Here is a 12,327-nt window from a genome sequence, read left to right as displayed (position 1 = left end):
AAGCTTCTTCATAGTGGTAGTCTCCCAAACGTCCGTAGAAGTCGAATGAACGCTATTGATCACGATGCGGCGCAAAATGCTGTAGCGAAAACACCACAGTGAACTTTCAAAAACCGTAGCGTAAACAAGGCAATAACGTGGCAAATCCACACCCTAACCGAGGCAGAACAAATCGGGAATAATCGGTATCCCAGAACCTTTTGCCACTCGCGGTCGTCCGTTTTTCTCCTTCGGAGACATATCCAGGAACGAATCCTTCCTCGCTCCATTGAGTCGGCTGGTCTGCGTAACCCGGAGTTAACGATGGCGCCCCGCGCGAACTGGAAGGGCTTCCTGCGTCTGTCCCTCGTCACCTGCCCTGTCGCGCTGTTTCCCGCGACATCCGAGTCGGACAAGATTCGATTCAACCAGATCAACAAGAACACCGGCCACCGGATCAAATACGCCAAAGTCGATGCCGAGACCGGCGAGGAAGTCGAGCGCGAGGACATCGTCAAGGGCTACAAAGTCGACACCGATACCTACGTGCAGATCAGTGACGACGAACTCGACAACATCGCGCTGGAATCGGCCCACACCATCGACATCGACGAATTCGTGCCTCGGGACGAGATCGACAACCGTTTCCTGATCCGCCCCTACTACATCGTTCCCGACGGTAAGGTCGGCCACGATGCTTACACCGTGATCCGCGAAACGATCCGCTCCATGAACATGATGGCACTGGGCCGCATCGTGCTGACCAATCGCGAGCACGTCATCGCGCTGGAGCCGCTGGAAAAGGGATTAGTGGGCACGCTGTTGCGCTTCCCCTACGAGGTCCGCGACGAGGCCGACTATTTCGGCGACATCAAGGATGTCAAAGTCACCAAGGAAATGCTCGACCTCGCCAAGCATATCGTCGAGGGCAAGACCGGCGAATTCGACCCCGAGCGTTTCGAGGATCACTACGAGAGCGCACTGGCCGATCTCATCAGCCGCAAACGCGCCGGAGAAAAAATCAAGGCGCCGAGCACGCCGCGCGGGAACGGCAACGTCATCAACCTGATGGACGCGTTGCGCAAGAGCCTGAAGGGCAATGCCAAGTCCGAGCGCCGGCCGGCGCGAGCAGCCCCTCGCGCGACCAAGAAGCAGACCCGCTCAAAGGCACGGGCGCGCAAGGCCGGCTGAGGCGGATTTAAGAGGAAACCCTACTTCTTCTGCCCATGGGCACGGAAGACGACCGGCAGCGTGAAGGTCAGGCCTTCGTCCGCAACCAGCGGCGGCGGCGCGGGCACGGGATCGGAGCGCTTCAGCATGGCAAGGGCCGCCTGATCGAATTCGGGATAACCCGACCCCTGAACGATCGTGCTCGAAATGATGTGGCCGGTCCGGTCGATCTCGAAGCTGACCATAATCTTGACGCTGACATCGGAGCGATCGGCCGGATAGCGCTTGTGATGGTCGAGGTGAGCGACCAATTCCTTCTGCCATGTCGTCTTGATACGCTGCTTGCTGGCGCCGGTGCCCTGAGCGAGCGTCACCGAACGGTCGGACTGCTGGGCCGATTCCGAAGTCGGCATCGCGGTGGCCTCCGCGGCCACCGATTCCTGCGATGGCGCCTGCTGCCTGGCCGCGACGTTCGGATCATCTTCCTTCGGGTCTGTGGACTTGTCGGGAGACACGACGCGATCCGGATTCTCGGACTCGATCGGCTTGTCTTGCGGCAGATCGGTCTTCTTCACCTCTGCCTTCTGTTCGACCACCTGAGGCGAAGCTGCGGACGCTTCCGTGTCAGGCCCCGGCGGCAGATCGGTCGCCTCGCCGCGCGGCGCGAGGAATTCGAGGCCTACCTCGATGCCGGCGGCCCCCAGTTCATCGTCATCGGCCGTGTCCGTCAGGCTGGTCACCGCGATGGCCGCAACCGCGCCATGCAGGATCAGGGCTGCGATGGCGGCGAGCAGCCATACGCGCCTCGACGGGTCGGTCCAGAGCCGGTTCAGGAACATCGCGCTTCCGGTTACTGCGGCTTCGCTGCCGACGGGATGGCGGTGCCGGTGCTGTCAGGCACCCCTTCGAGCGCCACCAGCGCCACCTTCAGATATCCGCCGGCGCGCAGAATTTCGAGGACGTCCATCATGTTGCCATAGGACACCGCGCGGTCGGCGCGCAGGAAGATACGGCGGTCTTTGTTACCCTCTCCGGCCGCATCGAGCACGTTGACGAGATCGACCCGTTTCACGGGCGTCTCGCCAACCGCGACGGCAAGGTCGGACTTGATGGTCACGTAAGTCGGCTTGTCCGGCTTTTTGGTTGGCGTCGCCGTCGAGGACGGCAGATCCACCGGCAGGTCGACAGTGGAGAGCGGTGCTGCGACCATGAAGATGATCAGAAGAACCAGAATGACGTCGATGAACGGCGTGACGTTGATCTCATGCGTCTCGCCGAGATCGTCACCGTCATCGACATCGTTGAACGTAACACCCACGAGCCGTCTCCGTTACTCGGCTGCGTGCGAGACCGCGCCATGGCCGCGGTCGAGATCGCGTGACAGCAGGCGGCCCGCCGCACCGGACGCCTGGCTGACAAGCTCCAGATAGCGTTTCGTCACGCGGGAGAAGTGATTGTAGATGATGACGGCCGGGATCGCCGCGACGAGACCCATGGCGGTCGCGAGCAGAGCTTCCGCGATGCCCGGCGCGACCACGGCGAGATTGGTGGTCTGCATCTTCGAAATGCCGATGAAGGAATTCATGATGCCCCAGACGGTGCCGAAGAGGCCGACGAACGGCGCGGTCGCGCCGATGGTCGCGAGCATGCCCATGCCGAGGCGCATCCGGCGGGCCTCGCTGCGGGTCAATTCCGCGAACAGCGACGCCGCGCGCTCCTTGATGCCCGTGTCGCCGACAATGCCGGACGACAGCCGGACTTCATGAACGGCCATTGCAAGGAAAGATGAGAGCACCGTCTTGCCGGTGCCAAGCGCCATGCGGGCTTCGGCCAGCGTGCGCGAATTCGACACCGTTCGAAGGGCCGCCTTGAGCCGCTGCTGCGCCACGAACTGCTCGCGCATTTTCGCAAAGCAGATCGTCCACGTCATCAGCGAGGCAAAAGCGAGGCCGATCATCACCAGCTTCACGACGATATCGGCCGACATGAACATCGACCACGGTGACAGGTCGTGTGGCACCGCCAGAGCCTTTGCAGCCTCGGCGGCAGGCAACGCGGTCGGAGCCGGTGCGGCGGCTGGCGCAACGGCCGCAGGCGCCGGAGCAGCCGGGGTTACCGCCGAAGGCGTGGCAGGCGCAGGAGAACTGGCCGCAGGAGTGGCGGGCCGCGCTGGAGCCGCCTGTTGGGCGAACGCCGGGGCGCCTGCCAGACAAGCGACAATCGAAAGGCACGTCATCAAGCGAATGGTTTTCATACGTCGGCCCAGTAGCGAATGAGGTTGTGATAAATGCCGGTCAATTTGACCGTTTCAGGGTCGTCCCGACCCAACCGTTCGACCAAGGCCTGAACGGCCATATCAAGATCGAAAATCATACTGCGTGCGTGAGCGTCGCGTACCATGCTCTGCAGCCAGAAGAAAGATGCCACCCTGGTTCCTCGGGTCACAGGCGTGACCAGATGCAAACTAGACGCAGGATAAAGTACCAGATGCCCTGCGGGCAGCTTAACCTCATGGGAGCCGTAATAATCCTCGACCGTGAGGACACCGCCCTCATAGTCCTCCGGTTCGGAGAGAAACAGCGTCACCGAGAGGTCGGTGCGGATGCGCAGGCCGGTCAGGCGATCACCGCGCACGGCGTTGTCGACATGGACTCCGAAATGGTGGCCATCCGAGGCCGCGTAGCGGTTGAACAGCGGCGGGAAGATATGCAGCGGAATGGCTGCGGAAATGAACAGCGGGTTTTTGGTCAGCGCGCTCAGGACGCGCTGCCCGAGCACGCGAGCGGTCTCGCTGTCGGGCGGCAACTGCTCGTTGCGCTTCACCATCGCGGACTGCGCCCCGGCCGTCGAGCGGCCGTCTTCCCACTCCGTCGCATCCATGATGCGGCGGAAGTCGGCGACCTCGGCCTTGCTCAGAATATCGGGAATGCAGATTAACATGCCGGACTCGTGTTTATACCGGGTCCTGTACACCCAGGACCCAGTATAAGTCATGTTTGGCGGCCCGTTTTAGGGGCCTGTAACCGTAGAATAGGTCTAGAACTTCGCCTGCGCGGTGATATAGGCGGCCCGGCCCGGCGCCACCGCCACGAACGGCGCCGCGCTTTGATACAGCGTGTCGTAATACAGCTTGTTGAAGATGTTGTTCACGGCAAGCTTCATCGTCAGGTTCTTGGTGACCTTGTGCTCCAGGAACGCATCGAAGCGCCAGTAACTCGGCAGTGAGGTACCCTGGTTTGCCGCGAGTAGCGTGCCGCCATAAATCTTCGAACGATACGTCGCCTGCCCGCCGACTTCCCAATCCGGCATGAACTTGTACTTGGTCAGCACGTTGAACGACTGGTGCGCGACATTGGCGAGTTTCAGACCGACGTTGCTCGTGTAGCCAGCCGTCGTGGGAGGCGCGACATTGGACTTCGTGATCTTGGAGTCCATTAAAACAAGACCGCCGAAAATGCTCCACTTGTCGGTGATCTTGCCAGCAGCCTCAAGATCGATGCCCTGGATGCGATAAGCCGCACCAGCAACAATCGTGTTCGGAACACCGCCAACCGTACCGACTTCACGCGCATTGTCTTTTTCGGTCTGGAACAATGCGGCGGTCAGCAGCAAGCGGCGATTGAACAATTCCCACTTGGTGCCCACTTCGGCCGCTTTGTTGCGCTCGGGACCGAAAGCAGCGCCAAGGTTGGTAAAATCCGGACCGCCGTAGGATGCACTGCTTGCATCCAGCTCCGCGCCAATCGGGTTGGATGATGTCGCATAGGCTGCATAGAGGCTGGCATATGGCAGCGGCTTGATGACCGCGCCCGCGTTCCAGTTGACGAGGCCGCTGTCGAGCGCGCTGTGCGACAGGTTCGCGTAGTTGGTGGCGGAGTAATTGTAATTGTCGTAACGAATGCCGCCGTTGAGAATAAGGAAATCATTATAGTTCGCGGTATCGATGGCATACACGCTCTTGGTATCGACGGTCGCAACCAGCGGCGTCCCAAGCAGCGATGCGCCGCCGAACGGCAGATACGTGACGCTGGAAGGATCGAAATACGACACGATCGGCGCGCTGGCGCTGGGCATGCCGCTGCCGTTCGCCTCCGAATAGAGGCCGCTATACTTGTCGATAGAGACTTTCTCACGAGAAAATTCCGTGCCCGTGACCAGCGTGTGCTTGAATGCGCCTGTATCGAACTTCGCAGTAAAATCGCTCTGATTGGCCAGCACGTCCGCGACTTGGTAACGGCTCTGCGCGTTGAGCTGGGTGCAGTAAGGCTGATTGCTCACAATCTGACAGAACGGCGTTACGTTCGACGTGAAATTCCTGGGCGCTTCCGCAATCGTGCCGATGTAATTCAGCAGCGAGCGCTCCGCGCGGAACTTGCTGTTGAAGGTGACGTCGGGCGTCAGTTTCACTTCGAGCTGCGTCGTGCCGATATCCTGACGGACCTTCTGGAAGTCGCGGTTGACTTCGCCGTACCAGATATCGCGTGGCACACCGCTCTCGGTGACCGGACGGTTGTTGACACGATCCCACGGCACGCCGAAATCGGGAGTGCCGCGCAGATCGGTATGAATGTAGTTGGCGAGAACCTTGACACTGTCGGTCGGCGTCCACTTCACCGCAGCAAAGCCGCCGTAACGTTCGTCGGTCGCGAAATTACGGCCCGCGATGCCGGCATCCTGCGCCACGCCGCCCGCACGGATCGACAGCGTCGGGCTGATGACCTGATTGACGTCGAGCGTGAACCGCTTGGTGCGGTCGGTGCCAAACTCGCTGCCTGCGTTGTAGAAGTTCTTGTCGCCAGCCTGCTTGGTGACAATGTTGATCGCACCGCCCGCCGTGCCACGACCTGCGTAAGAAGATGCCGGGCCACGCAAAATTTCGACCTGCTCGGTGAAGAAGTTTTCGCGAATGCTGACGGCGGGATCGCGGATGCCATCAAGGAAGATATCGTTACGCGCGTCGAAGCCACGGATGAAGAAACGGTCGCCAAAGGCGTTGCCGCCCTCGCCCGAACCGAGCGTCACGCCCGCTGTGCTGCGGCCAATCTCGCGCAGTGAAGTCGCGTTCTTGTCCTCAAGGACGTCCTTGGTGAGGACCGTGATGGTCTTCGGCGTGTTGGCGATCGGCTCGCTGAACTTGTTCGACTGAACCCGCACTGCTTGATAGGGCGCGGCCGCGTTCGCGTAAGGGTCAGCATCCGGCGGCGTGAGCTGGCCGGCATTCGGATACGGCACCGGCTTGGCTGCCTGCTGGCGCTTGGCCGCACGGCGCAAAGCAGCGGTCGCGCGCTTCTGGTCGCGAGAGGGCTTGGTCGTCGCGCGGTGGTGGGCCGGAGCATCGACCGTTACCGCCGGCAACTGCGACTGGGGTTGCTGAGCTTCCGCGCCAGAAACCGAAGCGACGGCGATCAAGCCTGCGATTGAAGTGACTTTTCGTGCGGAGACGCCTTCGTTGTTATTGGTATCGCTCTTCGCAACACTCCATGTCCGCAAAGAGCGCGGCGCCTTCAATGCCTGCATGTTCCCCAAGCCCCAGTATCAAAATAGTCAGCTATTTTTTTGCCTGATCGGCAAACTGTCTTGGGCGGCTCATAGGACTCAGGAACTGCACAATCAATTTTATTCGCCTTGAATACTTTTGAATCTCTCAAATATGTACTGGGGGTATATAATTTATAATCGTTCTAAAGTTCGGACGCGCGTTATGCCTCCTCGTCATCAGTCTCTGCCGTACTCGGCGGCTTCATCAGTGAAAACATTTCATCGACCGTCTTCTCCGCCACCAAGCGCACCGAGTCCGCATTCGGTGTTCCCGCGATATTGATGCCGCGCACGACGGCACGAATCTCGTCGCGAAAATCAGTGAGAAAACGCAGCGGATCGCGCTGGTCGTTGGCGACGCGCGCAATCAGTCCAGTAATCAAAATCTGGCAGGCGATCATCCGGCCATTGAGCTCTTCCATGAGGCGCCCCTGTCGTTTTGTTGCAAAACAGGCGTGATCTAGACAAAACCGAAAGTGATGTCCCGCGGAATCTGCACCGCTGACGCCTCTCCTCCGGCATGTTAAAGACATCTGGAATTGCTCCAATGTCCGGTGATTTTTGGCTCCCCTGCCCTTGAATGCAGAATCCGCCGACGACCGCTATGCAGGCGCACTGGTTGCGCTGGCGCGAGACGGGCGTCTGCGCAGTCTGCGGCCGCGTCAGGGCATCGATTTCGTCTCCAACGACTATCTGGCGCTCGCGGAATCACCGCGCCTGCGTAAGGCCGTGATTGCCGCAATCGAATCCGGCACGCCGATCGGCGCGGGCGGCTCGCGCCTGCTGCGCGGCAACTGCGCCGAGCACGAGCAGCTTGAAGCCGAGGCTGCGAATTTCTTCGGCGCAGAGAGCGCGCTGTATTTCGGAGCAGGCTACAGCGCGAACTTCGCCGCGCTGAGCACCCTGCCCCAGCGCGGTGACCTGATCGTGATGGATGAGCTCTCTCACGCCAGTATGCGCGAGGGCGCGAAGGCCAGTCGCGCGGAGATCGTCGAGACTCCGCATAACGACAGCGATGCCGTGGCGGATGCGATCCGCGCATGGCGAGCCAAGGGCGGCAAGGGCCGACCGTGGATCGCGGTCGAAAGCATCTACTCGATGGATGGCGACACCGCGCCGCTCGCCGAACTGATGCAGATCGCCGACCGCGATGATGGCTTCCTCTATATCGACGAAGCGCACGCCACCGGCGTGTTCGGACCTGACGGGCGCGGCCTGTCCGCCGTCTATGAGGGTCGCGCCAACGTCGTCGCCGTCCACACCTGCGGCAAGGCGCTCGGCTCGTCCGGCGCATTGGTGATGACGACGAAGTTGCTGCGCGATTTTCTCGTCAACCGCAGCCGCCCTTTCATTTTCGCCACTGCGCCCTCGCCGCTGATGGCGGTCGCGGTCGGAGAGGCGTTGAGGATTTTGCGCGATGAGCCCGAACGGCGGCATCGGCTGCACGATCTCATCGCGTTCGCCAGCGATAAAATCCGCGCACGGGGCTGGACGCCCTCCGGCTCGCAGATCATTCCCTACATCGTCGGGCATAATGAGCACACCATGACGCTCGCGGCCGCCTTACAACGGCGCGGATTCGATATTCGCGGCATCCGTCCGCCGACCGTGCCTGCGGGCACCGCGCGGCTGCGTATCTCACTCACGCTGAATGTGACCAGCGGGGATGTCGAATCCATGCTTGCCGCGCTCAACGAAGAAGCGCAAACACTGACGGCATGAATACGCGCCTCATCGTCAGCGGCACCGATACCGATGTCGGCAAAACGGTTTTTTCTGCAGCCCTCGCGGACGCGCTCGGCGCCGATTATTGGAAACCTATCCAGGCAGGCCACGAGGACGGCACCGACTCGGGCCGCGTGGCCGAACTGGCTGCTCTCGCACCCGGGCGCATCCTTCCCGAACGGCACGTTCTCAATACCCCTGCCTCTCCCCATTACGCGGCGCGGATCGATGGTCTGACGATTGACGACCGCGCGCTGCTTCCACCGCCGCCCGGCGAGCGGCCGCTTGTGATCGAAGGCGCCGGCGGCCTGATGGTGCCGGTCAACGACGACACGCTTTTCATCGATATCTTCGCGCGTTGGAAGCTGCCGCTGGTGCTGTGCGCGCGCACCGCGCTCGGCACCATCAACCATTCATTATTGTCGATCGAAGCCGTGAAGCGCCGGAATATTCCCCTGATCGGCATCGCCTTCATCGGCGACGAACAGACCGAGAGCGAACGCATCATCTGTAAGCTCGGCGGCGTCCGCCGTCTGGGCCGCCTGCCACGTCTCGCGCCGTTGACCCATGAGAGCCTGCGCAGCGCGTTCGCCACCTCCTTCAACCTCGCCGACTTCGCCCCATGACTTCACCGACGAAATCCCCCGTCTGGCATCCGTTCACGCAGCACGCGCTGTACGAGGATTTCCCGACCATCGTGCGGGCCGAGGGCGCGTATCTGCACACCGACGATGGCCGCCGCATTCTGGATGCGATCGCCTCATGGTGGGTGGTCACGCACGGTCACTGTCACCCGGACATCGTGCGCGCGATTCAGGATGAGGCCGCGCAACTCAACCAGATCATCTTCGCCGCGCAAACCCATCCACCCGCCGAACAGGTTGCGGAGCGGCTGATCAACCTCGCTCCCAAAGGGCTGTCGCACGTCTTTTATTCCGACAGCGGCTCGACCAGCGTCGAGGTCGCGCTGAAGATGGCGCTCGGCTACTGGCGCAACATCGGCGCACCGCGCGAACGCATCGTGGTGATGGAACACTCTTATCACGGCGACACTGTCGGCACGATGTCGGTCGGCGCGCGCGGCGTGTTCAACGCACCTTATGAGCCGCTATTGTTTGCGGTCGATTGCATCCCGTTTCCGGCGGCAGGCAGGGAACAGGATACGCTCGACGCGCTAGAGCGCGCCTGCCGGGCCAAGCCTGCGGCCTTCATCATCGAGCCGCTGATCCTCGGCGCGGGCGGCATGCTGATGTACTCGCCGGAAACCCTGAAAGAGATGCGGCGCATCTGCACGGAGAACGATGTGCTGTTCATCGCCGACGAGGTGATGACCGGTTGGGGCCGCACCGGCACGCTGTTCGCCTGCGAACAGGCGGACGTGTCACCCGACATCGTCTGCTATTCCAAGGGCATCACCGGCGGCGCGCTGCCGCTCGCGGTGACATTGTGCACGCCGGCAATCTTCGAGGCACACTACTCGACGGATCGCACCAAAACCTTCTTCCACTCCAGCTCCTACACCGCGAACCCGATCGCCTGCGCGGCCGCGCTCGCCAATCTGAAACTGTGGGACGATCCACAAACCCGCGCGCGGATCGCGTCGCTTTGCGCCATGCAGGAGCGCGCGCTCGCTCCGTTCCGCAGCGATTCCCGTTTCGAAAATATCCGCCGCTGCGGCACCATCACGGCCATGGATCTGAAAGTCGGAGATGCCGGTTATCTCGCCGGGATCGGGCCCAAGCTGCTAGCCCACTTCAACCGGCACGACATCCTCCTGCGCCCGCTCGGCAACACCATCTATGTGATGCCGCCTTATTGCGTGACGCCGCAGGATATCGAGCGGATTTATGGCGCGATCGTTGAGGCTGCAGCCATCCGGCCGTGATCGTCCGGACCGGACCGCCTTTAAGCGGCCCGCACCGTTTCCAGGAATTTGGCGACTTCGGTCTTCAGCCGCCGGTTCTCATTCGACAGCAACTGCGCCGCCGAGAGTACCTGAGAAGAGGCCGAGCCGGTATCGCCCGCGCCGCGATGGACATCGGCGATGCTGGTGGCGACACGCGAGGTGCCGGCCGCTGCCTGCTGGACGTTCAGCGCGATTTCCTGCGTCGCCGCGCCCTGCTCTTCGATGGACGCCGCGATGATAGACGCGATTTCCGACAGGCGGCTGATCGTGCCGCCGATCTCCTTGATCGCAACCACCGACTCTTCCGTGGCCGACTGCATGGCCGCGATCTGGGTGCTGATCTCGTGCGTGGCCTTGGTCGTTTGCGCCGCCAATGCCTTCACTTCCTGCGCGACCACCGCAAAGCCCTTGCCCGCCTCGCCCGCGCGCGCCGCCTCGATGGTGGCGTTGAGCGCCAGCAGGTTGGTCTGGCTCGCGATCGTCGTAATCAGCATGGTGACGTCGCCGATGCGGTTCGCCGCTTCTGACAATTCGCTGATCCGCGCATCGGTGCGCTGCGCCTGCTCGACGGCTTCCGCCGCGATCTGGTTGGAATCGGACACCTGACGGCCGATCTCGGAGACGGACGCCGCCATCTCCTCGGTCGCGGACGCAACCGACTGGACGTTGCTGGACGTTTCTTCCGAGGCGCTGGCAACGACGGCGCTAAGCTCCTGTGTCGCCACGCTGCTCTTGGTCAGCACCATCGCTGACGATTCAAGATCGCTCGAGGCCGAACTGACGTGCTCGATGATCTTGCCGACGGCGCTCTCGAAACTCTCCGCGAGCGCATAAAGCTCGGCCTTGCGCGTCGCCGCCAACTCGCGATTCTTCGCATCGCGCTCGACAGCCTCCTGCTCGGCCTTGGCCACCGCCTGAACCTTGAATTCCTCCACTGCGCGGGCCATCTGGCCGACTTCATCCCGGCGATCGAGGCCCGGCAGTTGGACCGACAAATCTCCGGCGGCCAGTTCGTGCATCGCCTTGGTCATCACCACCACAGGCTTCGAAATACTGCGCCCGATCAGGAACGAGAACAGCAGGCCAAACGCGGCAATGACGCCGAGCACAATCTTGAGAGTGAACTGCTGCTCTTCGAGGCGCACCTGAGAAATGCCGACTTCCATGCTTTTGCGCGTGCTGCTCGCGCTCATCATGTCCGAGACAAGCTGCGACACCACCGCAAACTGCTTTTCCGCATCCTTGATGAATCTCGTATCGGCGCCGGAAGCGCCCGTCTTTTCGATGACGGTCTTCGCCTTCGCTGCGTAGACGGCGACGGCATCCTTCAGCTTGGCGTAATCGTCCTTCGTCACCACCGAGCTCGGCTCATACAGGCTGACCTCAAGAGCCGACAGCGCGTCGTCGACACGGCTAAGCGACGTCGTGGTGTCGAATGCATAACCCTCGATCGCCTTGGTGTCTGTCTCGGTCGCCGCTGTCGTCGTGAGACGATACAGGTTGGCATGAGCCGACCAGATCGTTGATGTGAGATCGCTCATCAGCTCGGCCTGACGAACCGGCCCAGACATGAGAGCTTCCTCGGACGACTGATTGTGTTGAAGCGTCTTCAGGGAATACATCCCCAGCGCGACAAGAGAGATGACCAGGAATACCGGTGCGATCTGAACCTTCCAGGACAAACCGATGTGCCTGACGAAGGAGAACACATTAAGTTTCGAGGCCCAGCCGAAATATTTGGTCCACCCGAAAACATTCAACTTCTTGATCCCGCCGAGCATGTCAGCCCTTTCAAACACGAAGCCATCAAAATTATCGGACAGAGAGCCAGTTGCCTGCAGGTGCCCCTCGCACAGCGCTGCTATTGATGCTCTTGCCCCCGAATTCCATGCATCCCCAATGCTGGCAAACGGCCAGCAAAATTCGCAAAGAAAGAAATGGCACAAAATGTAGAACGGTACGTTAAAATGCTACCGCATTCCCGGTCCGCCTGAATCTGCGAATATGCC

Annotated in this window: 11 protein-coding genes; 4 read left to right on the top strand and 7 right to left on the bottom strand. The window is 61.3% G+C overall.

Annotated features, from left to right (window positions below; all coding sequences use genetic code 11):
• The first annotated feature begins 303 nt into the window (after window positions 1-303).
• A complete protein-coding gene (gene ku / locus AFIDRAFT_RS16115; RefSeq protein ID WP_009340656.1) occupies window positions 304-1,170 on the top strand; it encodes a non-homologous end joining protein Ku in 867 nt (288 codons plus the stop codon).
• Between the two features lie 20 nt (window positions 1,171-1,190).
• On the opposite strand, the gene AFIDRAFT_RS16110 is transcribed toward ku, so the two are convergent.
• From AFIDRAFT_RS16110 to AFIDRAFT_RS16085, 6 genes are all read right to left on the bottom strand, one after another.
• Window positions 1,191-1,988 (bottom strand): energy transducer TonB, encoded by a 798-nt coding sequence (locus AFIDRAFT_RS16110; protein ID WP_009340655.1) that lies wholly within the window; start codon window positions 1,986-1,988, stop codon window positions 1,191-1,193.
• Between the two features lie 11 nt (window positions 1,989-1,999).
• Complete coding sequence (exbD, locus tag AFIDRAFT_RS16105) at window positions 2,000-2,467, bottom strand: TonB system transport protein ExbD (protein ID WP_009340654.1); 468 nt, start codon at window positions 2,465-2,467, stop codon at window positions 2,000-2,002.
• 12 nt (window positions 2,468-2,479) lie between these two features.
• Window positions 2,480-3,403, bottom strand: coding sequence for a tonB-system energizer ExbB (exbB, locus tag AFIDRAFT_RS16100; protein ID WP_009340653.1), 924 nt, complete (start codon window positions 3,401-3,403; stop codon window positions 2,480-2,482).
• The gene (locus AFIDRAFT_RS16095) at window positions 3,400-4,089 is read right to left on the bottom strand and encodes a Fe2+-dependent dioxygenase (RefSeq protein WP_040298516.1); all 690 of its coding nucleotides are present in this window, start codon (window positions 4,087-4,089) and stop codon (window positions 3,400-3,402) included. Before AFIDRAFT_RS16095 ends, exbB begins: the two co-directional genes overlap by 4 nt.
• A gap of 96 nt (window positions 4,090-4,185) precedes the next feature.
• Entirely contained in the window at window positions 4,186-6,666 is a 2,481-nt protein-coding gene (locus tag AFIDRAFT_RS16090; protein WP_009340651.1) for a TonB-dependent receptor, read from the bottom strand.
• Window positions 6,667-6,848: 182 nt separating this feature from the next.
• Window positions 6,849-7,109 carry a hypothetical protein gene (locus tag AFIDRAFT_RS16085; RefSeq protein WP_009340650.1) on the bottom strand — a complete coding sequence of 87 codons (261 nt, stop codon included), beginning with the start codon at window positions 7,107-7,109 and terminating at the stop codon, window positions 6,849-6,851.
• Between the two features lie 154 nt (window positions 7,110-7,263).
• Between AFIDRAFT_RS16085 and AFIDRAFT_RS16080 the strand changes: the two genes are divergently transcribed.
• Genes AFIDRAFT_RS16080 through AFIDRAFT_RS16070 form a run of 3 tightly spaced genes read left to right on the top strand, consistent with a single transcriptional unit; the run spans window position 7,264 to window position 10,297 of the window.
• Window positions 7,264-8,409 carry an 8-amino-7-oxononanoate synthase gene (locus AFIDRAFT_RS16080; protein WP_009340649.1) on the top strand — a complete coding sequence of 382 codons (1,146 nt, stop codon included), beginning with the start codon at window positions 7,264-7,266 and terminating at the stop codon, window positions 8,407-8,409.
• On the top strand, window positions 8,406-9,038 hold the full coding sequence (bioD, locus tag AFIDRAFT_RS16075) for a dethiobiotin synthase (protein ID WP_009340648.1): 633 nt from the start codon (window positions 8,406-8,408) through the stop codon (window positions 9,036-9,038). The genes AFIDRAFT_RS16080 and bioD overlap by 4 nt, the downstream gene beginning before the upstream one ends.
• Complete coding sequence (locus AFIDRAFT_RS16070) at window positions 9,035-10,297, top strand: adenosylmethionine--8-amino-7-oxononanoate transaminase (RefSeq protein WP_009340647.1); 1,263 nt, start codon at window positions 9,035-9,037, stop codon at window positions 10,295-10,297. Before bioD ends, AFIDRAFT_RS16070 begins: the two co-directional genes overlap by 4 nt.
• 20 nt (window positions 10,298-10,317) lie before the next feature.
• Here AFIDRAFT_RS16070 and AFIDRAFT_RS16065 read toward each other — a convergent pair whose 3' ends face one another.
• Window positions 10,318-12,099, bottom strand: a complete 1,782-nt coding sequence (locus AFIDRAFT_RS16065) for a methyl-accepting chemotaxis protein (protein WP_009340646.1) — start codon at window positions 12,097-12,099, stop codon at window positions 10,318-10,320.
• Between the last annotated feature and the right edge of the window lie 228 nt (window positions 12,100-12,327).

Origin of the sequence: Afipia sp. 1NLS2 (genome assembly GCF_000178995.1) — a bacterium.
GTDB lineage: Bacteria > Pseudomonadota > Alphaproteobacteria > Rhizobiales > Xanthobacteraceae > Afipia.
Note: the sequence above shows the minus strand (reverse complement) of the source record. Positions and strands in the feature narration are given on the sequence as shown.